Source organism: Paractinoplanes rishiriensis (assembly GCF_016862375.1).
Taxonomy (GTDB): Bacteria; Actinomycetota; Actinomycetes; order Mycobacteriales; family Micromonosporaceae; genus Actinoplanes; species Actinoplanes rishiriensis.
In genome coordinates, this window is record NZ_BOMV01000098.1 from 1 (window position 1) to 21,919 (window position 21,919).

Sequence of the window (21,919 nt, forward strand, 5' to 3'; positions counted from 1 at the left end):
TAGGGCACACCAACGAGCACGCGTCATTACCGTGCGTGCCGGAGGCCGGTTCGTCGCGGGCGAGGCGCCCCTTCTGATGCCAGGGACGGACGGTGGGGGCGCACGCCAACTCCGGAGCCCAAGATTCGCAATTTACGCTGCCCAACCTCTGCCGGGGACGCTGTTCGACAGGAAGATCGGTCGCCATGTAGCGCGCTCAGTCACACCCTTGTGCCGCCCGGCGACGCAGCCCGCACGGGGCGTGTGACCGGCTCGCCGGTGCGCCACGCCGTGCCCCGTGGGCAGGGGCCGGGACGGCGGCGCAGGCTGCGGCTCTGCGAGGTTCACGCGACACGCCGCCGGGCGCCGCGGATCGGCCGTCGCGGATGCCTGAGCCCGGCCCGCCAGCCGGAATCGAGGGTGCGGCGGATCTCGGCGCGGCTGAGACCGGCCGTCTGTGCCGCCTCGCTGAGCGCGTGGCGTACGGCGGCCTCGTCCACGCCGCCGCCGGCGGACAGCTGGGCGAGGCGGAACGCGGCGGTGTTCAGGGCGTCGTTGCGGCCACCGCCGGTGATCCGACGGCCGTCGCGGACGACCGGTCGTGGGGCGAGCAGGATCCGTTGCACCTCGCCGGCGAGCGCCGCTGCGGTGTAGCGGTCCAGATCGGTGACATCCGCTGCCGCCCCTTTCGGCAGCGGCGGTCGCGGGAGGACCAGGCGGCGCAGCTCGGCCGGACACGACGGCAGCGCCGCAGCTGGTTGCCACGGCTGCTGGAAGCGGTAGGTAGCGCCGCTCGCGTGCACCGATGGTGGGGCGGCGATCAGGCCGCCCCGGCCGCGCCAGTCGACGCCGGGCAGCAGACCGACCCGGCTCGGCAGGCCGCTGGCGGCGAACCACAGATGCCAGCCGGCGCCGGTGCGCACGAGCGGCCCGGTGGGCCGTATCACCTTCAGCAGGTCGAGGATCGCGGCGAGCGCGGTGTTCGTGTCGATGTCGCAGACGTCGAGCACCGTGCCGGTGGCCAGGCCGATGTTCGCCGTCGGCCAGTGCCGCCACCAGGCGCGGATCAGCTGCGGCCGCAGCGTAGCGTCACGCAGCCCGTGCCGCAGCCGCGGATGCTTGCCCGCCGATGCGCACCCGGCCGCCTCGCGGCAACTGCAACCGACGGCGGCGGGCGTGTGCAGCGGCATGACCGGGATCCCGGCCGCCGCGTACCGCAACGCCGCGGCGAGCAGTCCGGCGCGGGTGGACGGTCGCATGGCGTGCGGCCGTGGCGGCGGGCCGGCCGGCGGCGGCATCATCGTCCAACCGCCCGGGTCGGTGGGCTTTGCCCTGTCGCTGCCGTGCGGCGGCGCGGCCCGGACCGGCCGGGTGGGGCAGCGTCGGCCGCCGCGTGTTGTGCGCTCTGGTGCGGGTGGTGTCGCCGCTCGGCTGCCGCGCAGATGCCGGGCGACTGGGGGCGTGTGGTCGCGGCAGGTCGGCCGCAGGCAGACGGCGGCGCCGTAACGGGATCACAGATGCCAGGTCTGCGTGCCGTGGCGGGCTGGTCGAACACGGGAAACTCCTTTGCGGAAGAACGTCACGATGGGGTGGCGAAACCGCCGCCGGTCGCCGGGCCGGGTGGCGCGCCGTGACGGTGGCCCTTGCGTGGCGCCGGGCGGAAGGGGACCGGCCGCGGTGCGGATCGCGGCTGCGGTCACCGCCGGTCACGGGTAGGCGGTGTCGTCGGGGCGGGTGGCGCGGTTAGTCGTCGAGGCAGCGGTCGGCTTTGCGGAGCCGGGCCCTCAGTTCGCGTTCGTGGGTGTCGATGGCGTCTGCTTCGAGCGCCTCGTAATGCACCGACATGTCGCCAAGGGCGGTGGCCGGCAGGCCGGCCTTCTGCCACATCCGCGCGTAGAGCCCGGCGGCGCTGGTGGTCACCGGCGTGCGGAGGGTGACCTCGCACAGCGCGACGCAGCACTCGGCGGCGGTGCCCGGGCGGGTGTCGGCCTCGCCGGCGACGCGGTCGAGAAGTTCCCGGCAGTGCGAGCGGTAGACCAGCTCGTTGCGGGTGAGCAGGTCGCTGGTCGCGGTCAGCAGCGTGAAGCTGCGCCAGATCCGGTCGGCGGCGTGCGGGTGACGGTCTTGGGCGGCCTCGATCTCTTCTTCGGCGATAGTCATGGCGGCGAAGATCGACGTGAGAGCGTCCGTGGTTTCGGTGAGCAGGTCGGCGGGGTTCACGGCGCACTGTTCCTTCCGGGATCGTCAATCGGGCTGGGTGGTCGCCCGGCGCGTGCCGGCGCTGTGCGCCGGTTCGCGGGCAGCAGGCAGCGGGGGCAGGGGATGCGGTGGGAAGGCTGTGGAACGGCAAAGAGCCCGGCCCTGCACGAGGCAGGGCCGGGCTCGGTGAGGGCTGGGTGGGTGGATGCGGTCAGTCGGGGTCCGTCCGGGTGGCCAGATACCGGTAGTCGGCGGCGGTGGGCAGTGCTGCGCCGCTGAACGGGCTGGCCGTCGGCGCGGCGCCGAACAAACCTCGGATCAGCTGGCGGGCCGGGCGCCACTGCTGATCCCAGTCGCCGTCGCTGGCGATCCAGAAGGTGTTCGGCAGCAGCAGCTGGCAGCGCAGCAGGGTGGCGGTGACGGCGAGGTCGTAGGGCAGGGCCAGGGTTTTGCAGAAGCACCATTGCCGCCCGGTCGGGCCGGGTGCGGCGAGGGTGAAGGCTTCGCCGTTCCGGCCGGGGCCGCCGTTGAAGGAGATGCCGTCGGCGGGGCTCAGCCGCGGTACGCCTGCCGCGTCAGGCCCGGCGATCGCGACGTGGGTGGTGACGGCGGCGATGATGGCGGTGGTGTCCTGCACGATGGCCGGCCAGGCGGCCGCGTAGGCGCCGCTGTGCGGCTGGTACCGCCAGCAGTGGGTGTATCCCATGGTGAAGTCCCCGATCGTGAAACGGCGGGCAGGGGTCGACCGCCCGGCAAGGCCGACGCTTGCCGAGCGGTATCGGGCGGGTGCACGTCAGTCGTCGGTCTCGACGCGGAAGGAGCCCCGGCCTTCCGGATACGCGGTGATCGAGTCCATGTCGTCGAGCTCTCGTTCGGCATCACGGACCAGATCGGCGGCTTGGTCGCGGGCGTCGTCTTCGCTGACGGCGGTGACGGTGAGCCGCAGCTCGACGGTGGCGGTGACGGTGAAGTCCCGATCGCGGGTGGCCAGTTCGATATGCAGGCCGGCGTTAAGGGCGCCGATCACCTCGTCGAACTCTTTGCACCAGCCGCGATCCTCGGCTTCTTTGAGCAGCTTCTCGCCGATGAGCTCGACGTCCTCGCGGTGCCGCCGTTGCGCGTCCGCGGCCAGCCGCCCCTGCCGTTCGGCGTCGGCGCGCGCTGCGGCCAGCGCGTCATGCAGCTCTCGTTCGGCTTTCGCGGCGGTCTCGATGTGCGCGGCGATCATGAGTGTTTCCACGATGGTCACGTGCTCCCTTCCAAGGCGGGATGGAGAAAGTGCGGGTGTGGCTGCAGGCGCGGGTCAGCGGGCGAACCCGGTGGCGGGCAGGGCGGACCAGGTGCCGGGATGGGGCGCGTCGACGGGGTGGTCGGGTTCGTGTTCGTGATCTGCCATGACGGCGCCGGCGAACGGGGGCTGCCACAGCACGCTCTGGTCCGCGGTGGTGATGGCTTCGGCCTGGCAACCGGCGGCGGTGCACCGGTTCGGTGCGGCCTCGAATGCGATCCAATAGGTCCCGGCGGCGGTGCAGACGGTCAGTGACAGCGGCCCGTCGGCGTGCACCGTCTGCGGGCCTGCCGATTCGGTGAGCAGCCGGTGCAGCTGCCACAGCCAGCTGCCTGCGGCGGCCAGGACACTCGGGTGGGTGCCGCCGTAGGTGTCGGCGAGTGCGGCGAGGTGCTGCTGGCAGCGGGTCATGGTGGCGGCGGCACCGGCGGTGATCTCGAGTTGGACGGTGTCCGTGCGATCGGGCTCGGCGAGTGTGGGGTGGCCACCGTTGGGTCGTCGTAGGCGCTGGGCATCAGGGCGGCGAAGTCCATCTCGACCGCGATGGTGGAGGCGCCCCATCCGGCGACGCGGCCGGTGACGACGAGGCAGATGCCGGTCCACTGGCTGATCGGGACGGCGTAGAGGCCGCGCTCGAACGCCGCATCGCAGCAGAGGTCGGCGTAGGTGTCGCCGGTGCCAGCGAGCAGGGCGGTGAAGACAGCGGCGACGACGGTGTCGACCAGATCACGCGGATCCGCGATGTCGGCATGCAGGGCCTGGCGGACGGTGTCGAGTTCGGTGTCGGTCAGCGGCCGCCGCACGAGATAGACGCCGGTGTTCGGCGGGACGGTGAAACGGATGGACATGAGGGCGCCTCCGGGCACAACAAGAGCCGGCCCCGGGTGACCGTGTGGTCCCCAGGGCCGGTAATGAGAAAAGGGGGAGTTCGGGAAGACGCGCCGGAGCGGGGTCAGCCGGGCGCGCGGCGGAAGACCGCGACGCGGCTGTCGGGCAGCACAATGCCGCGGACCTCGTCGTCGAACAGGATCCCGGTGAAGCGGCACAGGTCGAACAGGTGCGCCGGAATCCCCGCATTCGTCAGTGCTTGGGTCCAGCCGCGCCGGTCCAGCTCGGCGCTGGCGTAGGCCTGCCGGTGCGGATACCGGCCGAGATACGAGGTGGTGAACGCGTCGAGGATGTCCGCCGGGTCCGCCTGCTGGTGAGCGGCGCCTTCGGCGTAGAGCCAGTCCCCGATCACGGCTGCGGGAAGGTCATGGCCGGCGGCGAGGTGCTCGATGGCGCACAGCACCGGCACCGGCAGCGGGTGGGCGCCGCTGGCGTAGGCGCCGTACCCGCGGGCGTCGACGACCAGCGCCTCCCGGCTGGTGCCGATCAGCGACGCCACGTGTGCCCGGGCGGCCGTAAGGTCCGGGCCGAGGCTGGTCCACCAGGTCAGCGTCGGCTCTGCCGGGTCGGCGACGCGGACCCGGGTGCCGGGGCCGCGGACGTCGGGTTCGGCGCCGGGGCTGCGCCGGTCGCGGTGATCGCGGAGCCGGGCCAACTGGTCGACCGCCCGTCGGGTCAGCTGCGCCAGCGCCTCCACGGCTTTCGCCTGGTGGGCGCGCTGGTATGCGCTGAACTGCCCGTCCGCAGCGGTCACCTGGGCGCGGTAGGTCAGCCATGCGACCGGCGTGTTGTCACTGGATACGACATAGCAGATGCTGTCGCCGGTGACCTCAGTGGTGGGGTAGAGGCTGTCGTGCAGGGTCTGTGCGGCCTGCGCGGTGAGGGCGCCGGCCGGGATGTGCGGCACGTGGTGGATCAGGCTGTGGCCGACCAGCCGGCCGGCGTCGACGGCACCGAGCGCGCGGATCAACCGCCACGCCTGCTCCTGCGTGCAGCGGCGGGTCACTAGCTCCTCCTCACGGTCACCGGTGACGCTGGCGTGCCGCCGGTGATGGTTGTCTGGTTGTGGTGGGTGGTGAGCTCGTCGAGGACGGCGAAGCAGGCGCGGCGGGCGGTGCGGCGTCGGTCGGGGAACAAGCCACGGTGGGCGTAGCCGGCCCGGCCGGTGTCTGCTCGAGCTGCGCGGTGGTGGCGCCGGCGAGGTTCGCGGCGGCGATGGTCAGGTCGCGTGTCATGCGGCGAGGGCCCACTGTGCGGTGTGGAAGGTGGGGGTTCGGCCGGAGACGGTTTCGACCAGCGCGGCGATCAAGTCCCGCGCCGCGGGTGGGGTGACGGCGTTGCCGGCTTGGCGGACGCGTTCGCGGCGGGTGCCGAGGATGACGTAGCTGCGGTCGAACGCCATCCCGGCCTGGATTTCGTGTGGCTCCAGCATCCGGAACAGGCAATCCTCCACGGCGAGGTGCGCGCCGAGCAGCGCGTACCGGTCGACCGTGGACAAGGCCCCCATCGGTTCGCCGACGGTGCGGGTGCGGCCGCTGGAGTAGTAGGGCACTAGCAGGTGCGGCCAGGTCAGCAGGCCGTGGTGGTTCCCGGCTGCGGTCACGGCGGGCAGCGGGTGCGTGCCGGCGGGGCGGGCGACGCCGTGGTTACGCATCGGCACCACGAGCGCGTCGTTCGGCACGACGAGGGCGTCCTGGTGGCGTCCGGTCTGCGCGCGTAGCGGCTGGTCGACCGGGCGGACGTGCGCGACGGTGGCGCGGCCTTCCAGCGCGACGACCAGCGGGGGGACGGCGACGGCGTCGTTCTCCCGGGTGGTGCGGGCCGGCATCGGCACGTCCAAAGGCTGCGGCTGGGTGCGCCAGGTGCCGCCGACGGGCACCAGCACCGGCCGGGCGTACCGGTCGAGGCCGTCGGTGATGCGCGCCATGGTCTTGTCGGCCAGGCGTTCTGGCCGGTCGCCGATGCGGGTGCCGGGGTTGGCCCAGTCGATGGCGACCGCGGCGGGCAGCACCTGGGGATAGACCTGGTTGCCGCGGCAGTCGGTGGTGGGGCAGCGCCACACGTACTGGCCGTGGGCGCCGTAGCGGCCCCACTGCCGGTCGGGTTGTTTCCACGCCTGGATCGGTTTTTGCGTGATGCCGCACCGGTCACAGGTGGCGTCCGGGCGGGTCCAGCGGCGCAGGTCCGGGCAGCGACCGAGGCTGGCCCGGTGGCCGATGGTGTACCAGCGGTCGCGGGACTGGCAGGCTCCGGGGCCGCCGGCCTGGGCGAACATCGAGTTCAGGTAGACGGTGTGCAGGCAGTAGCCGAGATCGGTCAGGGCGAGGCGCCAGGCCCGGTAGGGCAGCCATTTGACGACCTCGACGACGTTCTCGACCACGAAGCCGAGGTAGGGGCGGCCGGCGAGCAGTTTCGCCTCGAGGAACCGGGCGACGTCCCACATGGTTGCTCGGGAGCGTTCGGCGGCCTCGTCGGGCAGGGTCTGCCCGAACAGGTCGGGGATCTTGTCGGCGTCGCGGACGCCTTTGGCCTGGGAGTGGCTGGTGCACTCCGGGGAGGCCCACAGCAAGTCGGTGTGCGGGTAGCGGCGCGGGTCGACCTGGGAGATGTCGGCGCAGTCGTGCGCGGCCTGCGGCAGGTTGTGCTGGTGGGTGGCGATCGCTTTGGCCCAGTGGTTGGCGGCCATGACCACGCGCACGCCGCGGACGAGTTCGGCGCCGCTGCTGCTGCCTCCGGCGCCGCAGAAAAGATCGGTGAGGGTGAACACCGGGAAAGTCCTCCGGAACAAAGACGGCGCGAGCCCCGGGGAAGCGGGGCTCGCGCCGTGGTCTACGGGGTGACGAGGCGTGCGACGAGGTCAGGCTGCGACCGGCGCCTGCGTGGGCTCGCCGCGGGCGTCTGCGACGTCGCCCGGCGGCTGGTCGTCGTCTACCGGATCGCAGTCGCTCTCGTCGGCAGTTGCAGACCCGGCCGGGTCGCCGTCCTGCACGTGCGACTCGGCGACGGTGTCGTCGGCGGTGAGGAGCTGGTAGTGGCGGGTTTCGGCGTCGCTGAGCGGGTAGCCGGCGCCGGCGAGCATGTCGTAGAACGCCACCGTGCGGGGTTCGTCGACCCAGGCGGTCTCGTCCGTGGCTGCCTCGAGATTGGAGAGCATCGCGCACAGCCAGCGAGCGACGAGGGTGCGCCGCAGCCGGTCCTCGGCCGCGGTCGTCAAAGTCTCGGAGTCGGCGCCGCCGAGCCCGGCGTACAGGGCGTCGAGTTTGACCGAGCGGCTCATGTTCTGGCCGAGCAGGGTCGCCCGTAACGCCGGCACATACAGGGTGCGGGCCGCCTTCGCGGTGCCCCAGGTGGCGCGGATGAAATCGCGGCGCGCCTCGACGATGTCGCCCAGCTGCTCGCGCAGAAGGATCCGTGCCTGCTCTTCGGCTTCGCGCCGCGCGGCCTCTTCCTCGCTCATCCACGAGAAATCCGCCACGGTGCGCTTCTGGTAGCCGTACTTGTCGGGGTCGGTGCAGTAGACGACCGTGTTCGCCCGGGTGCCGTCGCGTTCGATGAACGCGGCCATCCCCGGCATGGTCTTGATCTGCTCCGGATCCAGCCGGTTGCCGTCGGCGTCGGCCAGCTTGCGCACGTCGACCTCGGCGCTGTCGTAACCGAAGCCTTTCGGCCGGGCGGTGACCTTCACTCCCTCGATGACCAGATTGGCCTTCGCCAGGTCTTTGGCCGCGGTGTAGGCGCGGCTGGCCCGGGCGGCGCCGAGGGACTGCTGGAACCGCCACCGGTTGCCGAGCTCGCCGACCAGCTTCCGGTAGACGGCCGGGGTGTCCTCGAACTCGGCCAACGCCGCCGCATCGTCGAAGCTGATGGCCCCAGTGTCGATGGCCTGCTTGGCGACCTGCGGCAGTTCCCGGACCCGCAGGGTTCGGCGGACCTGCGTGGCCGGGACGGCGCGCACCGCTGCGATCTGCTGCTCGGTCCAGCCGAGCAGCGTCAGCTGGTGGAAGCTCTCGGATTCCTCGCTGACCGTCAGCCCGACCCGGTGGGTGTTCTCCAGCATCTGCGCGAGGATCTGATGCACCGCACCCTGATCGGTGATGACCCAGCACGGCACCTCGGTCAGGCCGACCTCGATCGCCGAGTACTTACGCCGATGGCCCATCAGCAGCATGAATCCCTCGTCGACGGGGACGACGACCAGCGGTTCGAGGACGCCGACGACCCGCATCGACGCGGTCAGATCGGCTAGATCGCCGATGGTGTTGCGGGGGTTGCGCGGGCTGTCGATCAGCTCGTGGGGGTCGAGCAGCTCCATGCGGACCGACGGCGGGGTGACGACGACCGGCAACGGCAGCGGGTTTTCATCGTCGTTGACGATCTCGCCGTCGACGATGTCGAGCGTCGCTCGTTCGAGGTCGGTGCCGGCTGCCGTGTCGTGGCGGGTGCGGTCGGCGTCGTGTTCCTCCGGCGGGGACGTGAGCATGGTGGTCATGACGGGACTCCTTGAACAGGTCGGCGGGCTGCCCCGCTGCTGAGCCGCCCACGGACGGGCCTGTGGGCGGCGCTGGCCCGGTCCGTCCGGCCGGCCGATCGGCGCCGGCCCGCCGAAGACCCAGCCGGCTGCAACGAGCGCGCACCTCGGCGGCAGACGGATGCCGGGTGGGTCTTGGCGGGACCAGCCGCGGTCGGCCAGGATCCGGTGGCCAGCACCGCCCGGGACCGACGCGGGCCGATGCGCAACGGCCGGGCGATGGGGTCAGGCGCTGAGCGCCGGGACAGCGGTCCAGTGCTGGTAGGCGTGATGAAGGGCGTGCCGGTAGCCGTCGCCGTGGTTGGCGCAGTCCGGGCACAACCCGACCGTGGGCCCGACCCGGTCGTAGTCGTGCGCGGTGAGGCTGAACCCGGCGCTGAACGGGCCGAGGGGGCCGCGGGGATCGTTGTGCCCGTCGTCGAATCCCCACAGCGGCCAGCCGCAGAGCAGGCACCGGCCGTGGTAGCGCAGCACCCGGCCGTCGTGCCACCCGCCGACGATCTGCTGAGCCGGCGTTTGCACGGCGGCGGCGCCGGCCAGCCGCGGCGCGTCCACCGGCTCCGGTTCCCGACCTGGGTCGGGTGCGAGGAGAAACTCGATTCCGGTCGCGCCGACCGGTTTGGTCATGCGCACCAGCCGTGTCGCTACCTGGACCCCGGACGGGGTGAAGGCGTCAGCGGGTAGCGGCAGGTGGGTGCCGTGGTGCTCGACGAACGCCCGCGCGTCGGCCGCGGTGCCGCTACTGCGGTAGGCGAACCCGGCGGGGACGACGGCGACCAGCCGGCCGCAGCAGATGCCAGGCCGCCCGCAGATGTTCCAGCCACACGTCCGCCTGTCCCGCGACGGTGAACGGCGGGTTCATGACCACCGCGTCGAACTGCAGCCCGGCGCGGGCGGCCGCCCCGGTGTACTGCTCGAACGTTGTTGCGTACACCGCGACCGGGGCGGCCGAGCCGGTGGTGCGGTCGGCGCACAACTGGGCACGCACCGGGTCCGGCTCGACCGCGGTGACCGTCACTGCCGGGTTGGTGCGCAGGATCGCCGTGACTAGGGGAGCCGTCACCGGCCGACGGTTCGAGAACCCGGGCGCCGGGCGAGAGCCAGCGCAGGTCGTGGTGCGGGGCGCCGCACAGTTCGTCGGCGAGCTCGTCCGGCGTTCGCACGTATCCGCTTCGCCGGCACGCCGGCAGCGAGGCCCGGCCGGCGGGCAGCGTGCCGGTGATCAGGCCGACCGCCGCGACGTCGTCCACGCGAGGCGCTGGATGGCTGCGCGCTCCAGACAAAGATCGATGCAAAACGTCCTTCTCAGGGCAAAAGAATGCCGCCCGGCCGCGCGGAGTAGCGACGTGCTCCGCGCGCCCGGACGGCACGTCTAGGCGGATGGATCAGGGTCGGGTCGCGTCAGTCCTGCTGGAGCAGGTCGGCGACCGTGATGCCGGCGGGCAGCGGCCACGGCAGCGACCGCGGGTCGGTGTGGTTGTCGACCAGGGCGAACACGATCGACGCCAGCAGGTCCAGCCGGCCCGTCGATGCGATGCGCTGCAGGGCTGCGCGGGCGAGGACTTCGTTGCCGCGCCGCCACGCGCACCAGGCGGCCAGCGCCGCAGGCCGGGCGACGTGGCTGTCGGGGATCCGCCGGGTGGCGTCCAGCCACAGGTCCTGCTGCCACATGTGGTCGTCGGTGGACTCCCACGCCAGGTCGCGCGCCGTCCGGTCGTGCAGGGTGACGGCGAGGGCGGCCATCTGCTGATCGTCGAGCCGCACACCCTGGCGCGCCGCCGCCATCAGCTCACTAGTATTCGGCATCCGGGCCGGCAACCGGTCCATCGCCTCGCGGACCTGCTGCTGCGCCACGGGGTCGGGATCGACCAGCGCTACCAGGTCCGCGCGGGAACGCCACGCAACCTTTCCCTGCACGGTTGCGGCAGCCGCCACCGTGGTCGCCCGCGGGTCGAACCGGACACCGCCGGCGGCGGTGCACCGGCACGCGTCGCGCAGGCAGTAGTAGCGGCCGTCGGCCAGCAGGAACCGGGCGATCACCGGCCGGATCGTGTCGAGCGTGTCGATCACGTGCCGCAGCGTGTCCCGGGCGGACAACGGCCCATACCCGATGACCACCAGGCCGGTGACGTGCTGCCGCTCGATAACCGGGGTCAAGCCCGCCACGATCGCCTCGACGGGAGCGTCGAGGTCCAGGCGGAGCCCGCAGGCGAGCTGATGGCCCGGCCGCAGCAGGAGCAGGACCACGCTGTCGGTCGGGTGGAACCCGATCACGTAGGGCACCATGCCCAGCAGATCGGCTGCCGACCTGAGTTGGGTCGCGTCGGACTCGGTCATGACGGATCTCCTCACCTTCGACAAAAAGGGGGCCGACCCGGCGACCGCACCGCCGCGCCTCGTTGGCGGTGGGCGGTGTGCGGACGCGGGTGGCTGACCCCGGGCGCGGACCGGGCATGGCGCCGGGCGCCGGGCAAGGGATCCGGACCTGACCAGCAACAGCAGCGACCTCGAGGCTCCGGATTGACTGGGCGGTTGCCAGGTCTGGCCGGCACGCCCTTGCCGGCGAACGGCGTGGCCGGTACTCACGCGGGGCAGCACACCCCGGGCCGCGACCACCGGCCACCACCCGGGTGTCAGCAGCTTTCGGCGGTGACCGGCCCGGCCACCTCGATCGAAATCTCCTCGCGGCTGCCGCTCGGCGCCTGCACGACCAGGTCGACCCGGGCCCTGCCGCGGTGGGCGGCCAGCACGACGTCGAGGCCTTCGTTCGCGGCGTGCGCCGGCGTGCCCGCCCACACCTGAAACGGCGCCAGCTGTGCCACCAGCAGCCCTCCATCGTCCCAGCGCACGGTGGCGTGGATCGTGAACGCCAGCAGCGGCCGGTCGCTGGTATCACGCAGGGCGGCCATCACCTCGTCGGCGGCGGTGGCCACCTGGGCGGCGCCGGCGCGGAGCAACTGGTGGCAGCCGGCCGACATGGCCGAGGTGATCGGACCGGGAACCGCCCACACCCGGCACCCGGCCTCGGCCGCCTGCCGCGCGGCCTGCACCGCGCCACCGCGCAAGGACGCCTCCACCAGCACGGACCCCAGGGCCATGCGGTAGAGCAGATGATCGGTCACCTGCGCGCGGGAGCGGGTCAGCTCGCACCCGGGCGGGAACACGCTGATCACGGTGCCGCGGGAGGCGGCGTGCTGCACGATCGGGCCACGGTGGTGGCCGCCGCACTGGTCCAAGCCGCACGCCGCGAGTAGCACCGGTTTGGCCTGCGCGACCGCCAGGACACCACCGATCGCGTGCCGGGAAACGCCGAGGCTCGCGGTAGTGACCACCGTCCACCCGGCGCCGGCCATATCGGTGGCGAGGCTGGCCGCGACGTGCCCGCCGTACGAGGTGCACGCGCGCGACCCGGTGACCGCGACCGCCTCGGTCACCGCAGCGGCGACATCGGTGTCGCCCTGCACCCACAGGCAGGGCAGATCATCGCAGCCGGTACCCGCGGGCCATCCGGGATCACCGGGAACGAGCATGCCGATCGACGCCATCTCGGCACGTTCCCGCAAAAACTTCCCGAGCTTCGCCAGCCGCTCGACCGGTGTCTCGCGACAGGGCAGCGGATCGGCGCTCAGGACTGGGAACACCCACGAGCCGGCACGCAGCCCGAACTCGTCGACCAGACCGGCGAACTCGCAGGGCAACGCCCGGCCCACGTGAAAAGACAGGCCAGCACGAACATCTCGGATATCGTCCTGAACACTCATGGCACCTCCGACACACGGCAACCGGTCCGGCGGGCAACCGTCGCGGTATGCCGCCGGGAGGGACGGCACGAAAACGGCCCGCGCGCGGCGCAGCCGGTGTCAAGCCCAGGGCCCGGCCAGTTCCGAGTGGACGTGGACTGTGAGGTGAGCGGTGACCGTCGGCCGGTGTAGGCCCGGGGCTTGACAACGGCCAGCCCGGGCGGGACCGTGCCAGGTCCCTTCCCGGCCACGCACCGTAGGCCTGACCGCCCGGGCCGCGCGTCCCTTCAATGCGAGCCGCGATTGCGCGGAGCGGCGCAGCGTTGCACGCGGGAACGGAAGGGCTGGTCCGGTCGAGGTTCGGGGCCGGCCGCGCGTTGCGCGTGCCGGGAGGCGGTGACTGCGACTACCTCGCAAAAAGCGGCGGCGACGGTGTTGTCTCCCGGCACGCGCAGGCACGAATGTCAAAGTTCATCGCGGCCGGCACTTAAGCCCAGCCGTGATGGAAAGACCCACTGGGTGAACGCAGCGTGGATGGTGCCCTCAAGGCTCCGCGGGCGCCGCCACGCGTCGCTTTATCGGCGACACGTCACACTTTCCGGACGTCGACGAGTACGTCTGGCTCATGGAGACCGGCTCGCCGGCCTGGACATCGTGGCTCCGTGAGGTCGACCGAGCTCGCCGCTAACGGTCGCGAGCGCGTTACGTCGCGTGGGCGCTCAGCGCGGCCCGCACTCCACCGCGCAAGTCCGTGCTCGCTCGGAAGGTCTCCGGCGGCAGCCAGTTTGTCCAGGCGGTCCGCGCTGGCTGGAGCCTGGTCGCCCGCACCGACGGACCGGCAGTCGTGCCCCTCGACACGCTCGCCAACACTGTAGTCGACGTCACCGCGAGGAGCTTCTGTGCGGGCCGCTCAAGGCGCTGATCTCGGCAGCGAGTCGCAGCCGCACTAGCCAACCGGCGGCATCACACAATCGATTGCCGTCCGCCCTCGGGCCTTTTTACACCGGCCGGTCGTATGCCCGACGCAGCACGGTTACAGGCGGACGGCTCGGCGGATCCGCTCGTCGACCCGGCGGTTCTCAAGGATTTCCTCGAAGTGCCGGGCGGCGCCGGGCTCGCGGCGCAGGGCACCGGCGACCACGGCGGCGGCGTCGCCGGAGAGACTGGCCATCCACAGGCGAATCTGCTTCTGAGGAGTCCATTGGTCCCAGCGTTCGTCCCAGGCCAGCACGGTTTCCGCGGTGTCCTGGAGCAGGTCCCACTCCTCGGCCTCGGCAGCCCAGACCTGGATGTGGTGCAGGAACGTGATGATCCGATCAGCGTCGGTGTAGTGCAGCTGGCCCGAGTCGGTGAGGTGCTCGCGTAGAGCGACGACGATCTCGCGGGCTCGTGCCGGATCCGAGGCGACGCCGGCATGGATTGCCTGGCCGTCGAGCCGCGACAGGATCTCGCTGTGGAACGCGAGGTCGTGGACGTGCCGCGCAGCGAGGGCGAACAGGTCGCTCGCGGCGGTGTCGTCGCCGTCGTTGGCGGCGGTGAGTAGTTGCTGGGCGGGTTCACTGCTGTCGGGTTGGTCGTGGTCGAGTTCGGTGCGGATGAGCTCGAGCAGCGCGTCGACGGTTGCTGGCCGGCGCGCCGGATCGTGCTGGGTGGCCTGTTTGGCGATGTGGCGCCATGGCCCGCTGTCGGGAAGCAGCGGGATGTTCGCAAGGGGCCAGGTGCCTCTGATCGCCCAGCCGATGATCTGTCCGATGCTGTAGATGTCGGCGGCAGGGCCGGCCTGGTGCGCGTCGGTGGACAGTTCCGGGGCGGCGAATCCTTCGGTACCCAGCGGCGCGCCGACGCGGGTACGGCGTGGATCGGTGGTCTGGCCGCGGGGTCGGCGGCCCAAGCCCCAGTCGGCCACGGCCCAGACGCCGTCGCGGTGGAGCAGATTGGCAGGTTTCAGGTCCCGGTGGATCCAGCCGAGCTGGTGCGCCGGGCGCAGCCCGTCGCAGATGGCGGTCACCAGTTCGCGGAGGCCTTCGGTGGTGCTCAGGTTTTGCCGGCAGGTGGCGGCGCTGTTGTCGGCGAGTGGCATGACGAACCATTTGTAGCCGGCGCCGTGGTCCAGGACCGGCATCACGTGCGGGTTGTCACCGAGCGCGTGCGCGATGTCGACTTCGCGTTTCATGCGGGCCACCGCGTCGTCGGTGTCCGAGGAGCGTTTCTTGAAGGCGACGCGAATCCCGGTCGGCTTGTGCCGGGCGCCGAACACGACGGCTTGACCGCCGTCGTCGATCGGTTTCGGGTCCAGGGCGTACGCCTTGCGGTCGCCGCTGGCAGCTTGCCGGACGGCGTCGTACGGGTCCGGCGGCATGGCAGGCTCCTTGTCCACGGCGGGCGACGAGCGGCCGGTGGCAGCGTCCACGACGTTGGTCCCCGCATGCACCAGTTTGGGCAGGCGAACAAGTACCGGCCACGGATCATGCGAGCCGTGCCGGCCGGCGTGCACGTCGCCCCACAGGTATCCGCTGCCGCCTGGCGTGGTGCACAGGCCGTGAACGGCGTTGACGGTTATCTCGGCCAGGAGCCGGTTCGATCGAGTGGTGGGATCGGTGCTGGTCAGCGCCACACCGAGCCCGGTGTGGCTACCGGAGGCGGTGATCACACGGCGAGGTCCGGCGACGACGAGGTGCGCGCGGTAGGCGTGCGGCGATTCGATCCAATCCTCTTCGATAACGGTCGTCCGCCGGTCGAGGTCGATGACGGCGCAGTGTCCGGCGGCGGCGATGAAGAACTTGCGGCCGGTCAGCCATCCGGCGGTGTGCACGTTGGCCGGGAAGTCGATGTCGTAGCGGTGCTGCTGCCCGACCTGATCGCCGATCCGGGTGAGTGCCAGCGACTCGGCCTGTGGTCCGTACATATGGCCGATGCCGCTGAGAACCCAGGTGTCACCGTCCGGCCCGGCGATCAGGTGGACGTCGCCGGTGAACCCTCCCGCGACCGCAACGACCGCTCCGTCGCTCACCCGCCCGATCGCGTGGTGGCACACCACGAGCACCGAACCGTCCGGCTGGACCAGGGCATCGTTGACGCACCCGGGTAGCCTGATCAGCCAGGACGTGGTGCCGTGTGCCGTGTCCAGCTGGACTAAACCCGCCGCTGTCGTGATCAGCAGGCGGTTCTCGTCGAGGGCCGCGATCCCGGACGACCGTTCCCACCCGTCCTCGCCGACGAGAGCCAACTGCGCCGGCACGCCGGCGGACGGGTGCGTGAACAGTGGCCACGGAGGTGGAAGAAGGTCGGGCGTGCGCATCCGGGCAGGACCGCCCGTTTCCGGTGTCGTTAGTGACGCTGCCAGGGTCGGTCCTGGCACGGCGTGAAGCTGAGCACTGCGCAGGCTCGACTCCAGCAGGTCGGGCATCGTCAGCAGCCCGCACAGCGCGGCTTCCAGGTGCGTGCCGTCCCACAGCACCGTCCGTGCGGGGACCCGGGCGGGTGGCGTTCCGGGCAGGTCGAAACCGGACATGGACAGCACGACGACCGTGTCGGATCCGTCCGGGTCGCGAGCGGTACCGACGAGGGCGCGTACCTCGTCGCAGGTCATGGGGTGCTCGTTGGACACCGCGACGATCAGGACCGTCGCACCCTCATGTCGCAGCGCGAGCACCGGTAGGTCCCCGGGCCGCTGCACCGGTTCCAGGCCGGAGCTGGCGCAAAGGTCCGCGATAAGGTCCGCGATCCGGCGGCCGCGGTCCGGAGACGACGGCGATTCTCGGACCTCACCGTAGGCGGCGATCAGAGCGTTGAGATTGTTGTCGAAGATCGGTTTCATTTCGCCAGCCGGGTCACGAAGCAGCGGGCGTGGACCATGCCCACGGCTATTGTCGCATCACGCGCCGACCGCAGTCTTGCACCACACCCGAGTCACGGCCGGCGGATACGGATGTCGCCTGCTCGGCGTCCCCGGCGGGGACTGGCGGTGTCGCCGCGGATTTCGGCACGGCCGTCGACTTCGTCACGTGACCGCGAAACCCGGTGCACGTCGCTGTCACACGCACGAGAGACCGGTTTGGGGAGCTGACCGTGGACACTGACCTGATCTGCTGGCTTGCAGGAAGGACCCAGCGGTGGCGCGGCGAGGCAAGTTCGCCCGGCTCGTCGACGATTTCGTCACCACGGTCGAGCAAGCGGGCGGCGTCATCGACCGCACGGTCGTGGAGCAGGAGTTGCGGGCGCGTATCGACGCGGTCGCCACGCAGCTGCGCGTCACTGCGGCCACGGTCCTGCGGTCGTACATCCCGGAGGACTGGGGGCGGGAGGCGGGTGCGGCCGCGATAGGGGACGTTCGCCGGCACGGCGATCCGAGCGGTCCGGCCGAGGACCTCGCGGTGCGGGTCGCCGGGCGGTTGCTGGCTGCGCTCGGCCAGGCGTTGATCTACGCCGCCGTCAACGGTGACCAGCAGCAACCTGAACCTCTTATTGACCTGCGTGATGCAGGTGAGGCCGTGTCCGGGCTCGGCCTGGCGATCCGCACTGCCGCCGACCCGGCCGGGTACGTCACCGTCGGCGCCGACGTCGCGGCCTGTCCGAGGAGCACTCTGCAGGTCTTCCGCGACCAGTTGCGGGCCGGAACCTGGACGTTCTGCCCCTGCGGGGAAGACCACGGGCAGACGGCTACCGATGCCGGTGTCCTCGCCGCGTTGAGCACCGACCTGCTGTTCCTTGCGCCGGCCCCGGCTACCGCCACGGCCATTCCAGTACTGCGGCCGGGATCGCAGTCGTGATCAGGAAGTCGGTCCCGGCCTCCGGGCTGCGTCGGGCACGTCCGATGTGGCCGCGGACGGCGCTGTTGACGGACATGAGGGTCGGGCTGCCAGCCGTCAGAGGTTGGGTGCCTCGAGCTTGCCGGCATCGTCGGTCAGGAAAGCTCGCTGCCGCTGGCGTCGAGAAGCGCCTCGAGCTGGCCGGTGTACGCACCGGTGCACATGTCGCTGGCCATCGTGCGCTACGTGAAATGGACGTAGGTGCGACGGGCCGTGGTGGTGGCGCGCGGGACTGGGCGGGAGCTGGTCGCCCGGCATTGCGGCGTGCGGGTCGTGTGGTCACAGTAGTTCGCGCCATGATCCGCGGCGGATGGGCGGTGCTGGCCGGTCCGGTCTGGATGCCGAGCGCGGTGGGGCTGGTGTCGCTTCCGTGTTGGGGTACCTGCTGCGGTCGGCCCGGTATCGGGTGAGGTGGTCGCGCACGGCAACGACGTGCATGTATGTGGTGACGGCGAAGGTGACCGGGAGAAGACCGCTGATCAGTTCCTGCGACAGGGCCGGTGGGAGCAGGACCGCGACGGCGGCCGCTACGGCCAGGTGCAGCCGGGCCATGAGCGTGGCGGCGGTCTCGGTGGCGGAGCGGTCAACGCTGGTCGTGTGCCGGCCGGCCGCCAACGCGACGGTTGCGGTAGCGAAGGTGACGGTGCTGACGGTCGCGGATACTGCGGCCAGCATTGTGGTCGTCCGGACGGTGGATGGCGTCCATCGGGATGCGGTGATTGTTGCCCACCAGCACACGCCGGCCAAGAGGCTGAACGCGATGGCGAACCCTGTGGTGGCGATCGACAATGCGACCGTGCGTATCCGGTTTGGTGTTCGGTTGCGGTCGTGGGTGGTAGCCGGCCGGGCTGGGGTCGGGGGGTTTGCCATGGGGCTCCCGGGATGGTGGTCGCAGTGGTGTGGACGTGCGTCGGCGGTGCTGGTTGCGGCTGCCAGCCCGGCGTGCCGGTGGGCTGCGGCGTGGCTGGGTGGCGGTTATGTCGGTTGTTGCGGTTGTTCGGGGGTGGTTGGTGGTGGGTCTTGGGTGATGAAGCCGACTGCCAGCAGCGCGGCCGTTTTGTCGTCGCTGAGTTTGCGTTGGCGGGCGAGGCGGTGTTGTCGTCGCAGCCAGGTGTGGAGGTCGATGTGGTTCTCGCGGTGGCCGGCGGGTACGTGTAGGTGTCCTTCGCGTTGGTAGAAGGTGCGGGCGGCGGCGAGGGCGTTTTGCCATGCTGTTTGTGTCGGGGTCCAGTCCATGTCCAGTTCGTCGAGCTGTTCGCGGCGGTCGGCGCTGAGTTTGTTGGTGGCGTGGGTTTTGCGTTGGGTGCGTAGCCAGCCGTGGAGGTCGATGTCGTTTTCGCGGTGTTGTTCCGGTACGCGTAGGTGTCCGTGGCGGGTGTGGAAGGCGCGGGCGGCGGTGAGGGCGCGGTTCCAGGTCGCGGCGAGGGGGTCCCATTCGATGCCGAGCTGGTCGAGGGCGTGGATGCGTTCGGCGGTGAGATGGCCGAGGGCGCGTTCGCGGCGTTGGTAGGTGACCCAGGGGTTGAGGTTGACGTCGTTCTCGCGGTGGCCCATGGGGACGTTCAGGTGTCCTTCGCGGGCGTGGAAGGATCGTGCGGCGGCGAGGCCGCGTGCCCAGGCGGTCTGCATCGGTGACCAGTCGATGCCGAGGGCTTCGAGGGCGGTGATCTCCTCCGGGGCGAGCAGGCGGGCGTGGTAGTCCCTGCGCCGGTTGCCGAGCCATCGTGCGAGGTTGACGCCGCGGTCGTTGTGACCGCGGGGGATGCGTAGGTGGCCGTGCTGGGCGTGGAAGTCGCGCAGGGCGCTGTAGCCGGCGAGCCAGTCCGAGGTGGTGTGCTCGAGGAGCTTGACGGTGATGTGGGCGAGGACGTCGGCGGTGCCGTAGCCGTCGGGCAGGCGGATGAGGATCCGTTGCGGTAGCTGCGCGGGTCCGGTCGCGGGGTAGTTGCGGCCGGTGTCCAGTTCGGCGGCCAGGACGCTGTCGTGGGCTCGCAGGGCGCGGACGACCTGCCACATGGTGGCCCATTCGTCGAGGTCGGCGAGTGTCTCGTCGGGGTCGTCGGGGAGCAGGACCGGGACGAGGATGGTGGCGATGCCGGTGCCGTTCGGGTTGCGGCGCAGGGCCCGGCCGACGGCTTGCACGACGTCGACCTCGGAGGATTTCGGGCGGGTGAACACGACGCCGTCGACGGCGGGCACGTCGATGCCTTCGGACAGGCAGCGGGCGTTGGACACCACCGTCCAGCCGTTGTCCGGCGGGTCCGCCAGCAGGGCGAGGCTTCGTCGGCGCTCGTCGACGGTGTGGTCACCGTCGACGTGCACGGCGGTCAGTAGTCCTTTCGGGCGTTGGTCGGCGGGGAGGCTGTCGATGGTGCGGTGCAGGGTGCGGGTGAATTCCTGCGATTCGGTGATCAGGCGGTTGAACACCAGGATCCGGCGCAGCCCGAACTCGGCGGCGGCCCGGGCGAGGGCGGTCTGGACGACGGCGGTGCGTAGCGGTGCCTCGGCTGTAGCGACGACGGCGGCCGGTTCGGTTTTGCGGAGCAGGGCCAGTACGTCGGCGTGGGTGACGCCGATGACGGCGACCCGGAAGTTGTCGAGCCAGCCGTCGTCGATGGCCCGCGCGAACGGGTAGGTGTGCAGGGTCGGCCCGAAGATGGCGGGGTTGTCCATCGATACGACGTTCTCGGGGTTCGGGGGCCGGCCACGGCGGTGGTGCACGGCAAGTACCCGCGGGGTCGCGGTCATGTAGAGGCGGCGCCGGGCGGGCAGCCGGGTGTCGTCGTGGACGAGGGCGGTGTGTTTGTCGACGCGGCCGGCGGTGTGGTGCGCTTCGTCGACGATCAGCAGGTCGGCGATGGTGTCGGCGGCGAGCAGGGCCCGGCCGGCCACACCGGCAGAGGTGTGGGTGGCCAGCATCAGCCGCGCCCGGCTCGCCGGGCTGGTGCGCAGCCAGCGGGTGATTTCTCGCATGTTCGTAGTGACCGGGCAGGCCAGATCGGGCAGCCGGACGGCGGCGTCGGCCACGGTGTTGTCGCCGCACACCGCCAGTACGTGCGAGGCGAGTGCGCCGTCGGTCCATACCCGCAGGATCTGCGCGAGCAGCGCCAGCGTCGGGCAGATCACCATCACCAGCCCGGACGGGCACAACCGCACCGCCGCGTGTGCCGCCGTCACAGTTTTGCCGGTCCCGCAGGCCGCCACCAGCAGGCCACGGCCCGTATCGCCGAGACCGGCCGCGATCGCCTCGACCGCCTCCTGCTGATAACCGCGCGGGGCGGGCAGCCCAGCGGGCGCCGGCATCGGCGTCACCGGGTGGCCGGGCGGGTGCCCGGCCTCGGGCACCGAGATCATCGTGAGGGCCGGTACGGGAGGCGGGAACGTCGAGTCTGCGGCTGGAATCGCCGGGGCTGCTGGTAGAAACACCGGGAATGTGCTCGGCGCCGGTCGTGTGGTGACCGGGTGCCCTGGTCTTTCGGGTCCGTGGTGGTTGGGCAGTGGTGCCGAACCTGAGTTGTTCATGGGTTGTCCTCGGGAAAATTTTGCGCAGCAGGCGCGTCTCCACGACCGGGCAACCTGACTGCATCGTGCGAAGTGCACTGCGAAAGGCCGCTGGCGCTCGGCCACCGCGGTCGGGCGGTTCTGCCGGCAGTGGGTGACGGCGGCACCATGCCGGGCGGGGCGTCGGTGTCTGGTCGACCTCCGGGGCAGGTGCTGCGCGTCGACGCGTGTCAGTTTCCTGGTGTTTGGGCCGATTCGGGGGCTGGCAGGTCGTTCCAGCTGCAGCAGGGTTCGGGGCGGCGCCGGGGGTGCAGGTCGTGGAAGAGCGGGTTGCGCCGCCAGTGCGGGTCGTGCAGGGGTGTCCAGCCGCGGCGTCCGGTGACGGTGACGGGCAGCCAGGTGTAGAACGGTTCGTCGATCTGGCCGGTGCCGCGGGTGTGGGCCCAGGTCTGGGCGGCGTAGACCTCGCCGCGGGCCAGGTGGGGGTTGTTGTCGATAATGGTCAGGCCGTCACGGTCGCGCAGCTCGAGTACCCAGGCATGGGTGTGGCGGCTGTGCCAGAGCAGGTAGGACATCCACGGCGGCGGGTACTGGACCAGTAGCGGGCGAGGGCCACCGTCGCGATGCTGTCGCCAGCGGGTCAGCTGGGTGTGCCAGCGCCTGCGGTGTTCTGCGGCGTGCCACGCGTCCGCGGTGGCCCTGGCTGTGGCGAACAACGCGTCGACATTGTCGGCTGCGGCAGGTGCCGGGCGTGCTGGTGTCGGCCTGGGGTTCGGGTGCACGCCGAGCAGGCCGCCGAGGCGGGCGAGGTTCGCGGCGGTTCGCCGATCGCGGTCAATATCGCGGGTCACGAGGTGTCCTCACCAGCGGGCGTCCAGGACTGGACGCGACAACATCGGTCGACGCAACCGCTATCGCGGCGCTGCGGACGGGCAGCTCGCCCCCGGCGAGAAGCCGGTGTGATGATGGCTGCGCACGCGGTCGTCCA

At 71.3% G+C, this 21,919-nt stretch carries 18 protein-coding genes; 1 reads left to right on the forward strand and 17 read right to left on the reverse strand.

Going from position 1 to position 21,919, the window contains the following annotated elements; genetic code table 11:
• Nucleotides 1-323 precede the first annotated feature (323 nt).
• From Ari01nite_RS42645 to Ari01nite_RS42710, 14 genes are all read right to left on the reverse strand, one after another.
• Entirely contained in the window at nucleotides 324-1,238 is a 915-nt protein-coding gene (locus Ari01nite_RS42645; RefSeq protein ID WP_203789542.1) for a bifunctional DNA primase/polymerase, read from the reverse strand.
• A gap of 484 nt (nucleotides 1,239-1,722) precedes the next feature.
• Nucleotides 1,723-2,199 carry a hypothetical protein gene (locus tag Ari01nite_RS42650; RefSeq protein ID WP_203789544.1) on the reverse strand — a complete coding sequence of 159 codons (477 nt, stop codon included), beginning with the start codon at nucleotides 2,197-2,199 and terminating at the stop codon, nucleotides 1,723-1,725.
• A 190-nt stretch (nucleotides 2,200-2,389) separates the two neighbouring features.
• Entirely contained in the window at nucleotides 2,390-2,884 is a 495-nt protein-coding gene (locus Ari01nite_RS42655; protein WP_203789546.1) for a hypothetical protein, read from the reverse strand.
• 87 nt (nucleotides 2,885-2,971) lie between these two features.
• Nucleotides 2,972-3,427 carry a hypothetical protein gene (locus Ari01nite_RS42660; RefSeq protein WP_203789548.1) on the reverse strand — a complete coding sequence of 152 codons (456 nt, stop codon included), beginning with the start codon at nucleotides 3,425-3,427 and terminating at the stop codon, nucleotides 2,972-2,974.
• Nucleotides 3,428-3,481: 54 nt separating this feature from the next.
• A complete protein-coding gene (locus Ari01nite_RS42665; RefSeq protein WP_203789550.1) occupies nucleotides 3,482-3,877 on the reverse strand; it encodes a hypothetical protein in 396 nt (131 codons plus the stop codon).
• Nucleotides 3,874-4,314 (reverse strand): hypothetical protein, encoded by a 441-nt coding sequence (locus Ari01nite_RS42670; RefSeq protein ID WP_203789552.1) that lies wholly within the window; start codon nucleotides 4,312-4,314, stop codon nucleotides 3,874-3,876. Before Ari01nite_RS42670 ends, Ari01nite_RS42665 begins: the two co-directional genes overlap by 4 nt.
• A gap of 104 nt (nucleotides 4,315-4,418) precedes the next feature.
• Complete coding sequence (locus tag Ari01nite_RS42675) at nucleotides 4,419-5,360, reverse strand: hypothetical protein (RefSeq protein WP_203789554.1); 942 nt, start codon at nucleotides 5,358-5,360, stop codon at nucleotides 4,419-4,421.
• 225 nt (nucleotides 5,361-5,585) lie between these two features.
• Nucleotides 5,586-7,121, reverse strand: coding sequence for a DNA cytosine methyltransferase (locus tag Ari01nite_RS42680; protein ID WP_203789556.1), 1,536 nt, complete (start codon nucleotides 7,119-7,121; stop codon nucleotides 5,586-5,588).
• 90 nt (nucleotides 7,122-7,211) lie between these two features.
• Nucleotides 7,212-8,843 (reverse strand): ParB/RepB/Spo0J family partition protein, encoded by a 1,632-nt coding sequence (locus tag Ari01nite_RS42685; protein ID WP_203789559.1) that lies wholly within the window; start codon nucleotides 8,841-8,843, stop codon nucleotides 7,212-7,214.
• Between the two features lie 264 nt (nucleotides 8,844-9,107).
• Nucleotides 9,108-9,509 carry a hypothetical protein gene (locus Ari01nite_RS42690; RefSeq protein ID WP_203789561.1) on the reverse strand — a complete coding sequence of 134 codons (402 nt, stop codon included), beginning with the start codon at nucleotides 9,507-9,509 and terminating at the stop codon, nucleotides 9,108-9,110.
• 112 nt (nucleotides 9,510-9,621) lie between these two features.
• Complete coding sequence (locus Ari01nite_RS42695) at nucleotides 9,622-9,945, reverse strand: methyltransferase (RefSeq protein ID WP_203789562.1); 324 nt, start codon at nucleotides 9,943-9,945, stop codon at nucleotides 9,622-9,624.
• Nucleotides 9,946-10,283: 338 nt separating this feature from the next.
• Nucleotides 10,284-11,219: a DUF4192 domain-containing protein gene (locus Ari01nite_RS42700; protein ID WP_203789564.1), complete on the reverse strand. Its 936-nt coding sequence runs from the start codon at nucleotides 11,217-11,219 to the stop codon at nucleotides 10,284-10,286.
• Between the two features lie 296 nt (nucleotides 11,220-11,515).
• Nucleotides 11,516-12,643, reverse strand: a complete 1,128-nt coding sequence (locus Ari01nite_RS42705) for a DNA-processing protein DprA (RefSeq protein ID WP_203789565.1) — start codon at nucleotides 12,641-12,643, stop codon at nucleotides 11,516-11,518.
• A 1,012-nt stretch (nucleotides 12,644-13,655) separates the two neighbouring features.
• Nucleotides 13,656-16,439, reverse strand: coding sequence for a serine/threonine protein kinase (locus Ari01nite_RS42710; protein WP_203789568.1), 2,784 nt, complete (start codon nucleotides 16,437-16,439; stop codon nucleotides 13,656-13,658).
• 295 nt (nucleotides 16,440-16,734) lie between these two features.
• Here Ari01nite_RS42710 and Ari01nite_RS42715 point away from each other — a divergent pair, with 295 nt between their 5' ends.
• Nucleotides 16,735-17,391 (forward strand): hypothetical protein, encoded by a 657-nt coding sequence (locus tag Ari01nite_RS42715; protein ID WP_203789570.1) that lies wholly within the window; start codon nucleotides 16,735-16,737, stop codon nucleotides 17,389-17,391.
• A 318-nt stretch (nucleotides 17,392-17,709) separates the two neighbouring features.
• On the opposite strand, the gene Ari01nite_RS42720 is transcribed toward Ari01nite_RS42715, so the two are convergent.
• The 3 genes from Ari01nite_RS42720 to Ari01nite_RS42730 all read right to left on the reverse strand — a co-directional run bounded on the left by Ari01nite_RS42720 (nucleotide 17,710) and on the right by Ari01nite_RS42730 (nucleotide 21,782).
• Entirely contained in the window at nucleotides 17,710-18,105 is a 396-nt protein-coding gene (locus Ari01nite_RS42720; RefSeq protein WP_203789572.1) for a hypothetical protein, read from the reverse strand.
• Nucleotides 18,106-18,405: 300 nt separating this feature from the next.
• Nucleotides 18,406-20,775, reverse strand: a complete 2,370-nt coding sequence (locus Ari01nite_RS42725; RefSeq protein WP_203789574.1) for a DEAD/DEAH box helicase — start codon at nucleotides 20,773-20,775, stop codon at nucleotides 18,406-18,408.
• A gap of 386 nt (nucleotides 20,776-21,161) precedes the next feature.
• Complete coding sequence (locus Ari01nite_RS42730; RefSeq protein WP_203789576.1) at nucleotides 21,162-21,782, reverse strand: hypothetical protein; 621 nt, start codon at nucleotides 21,780-21,782, stop codon at nucleotides 21,162-21,164.
• Nucleotides 21,783-21,919: the final 137 nt, after the last annotated feature.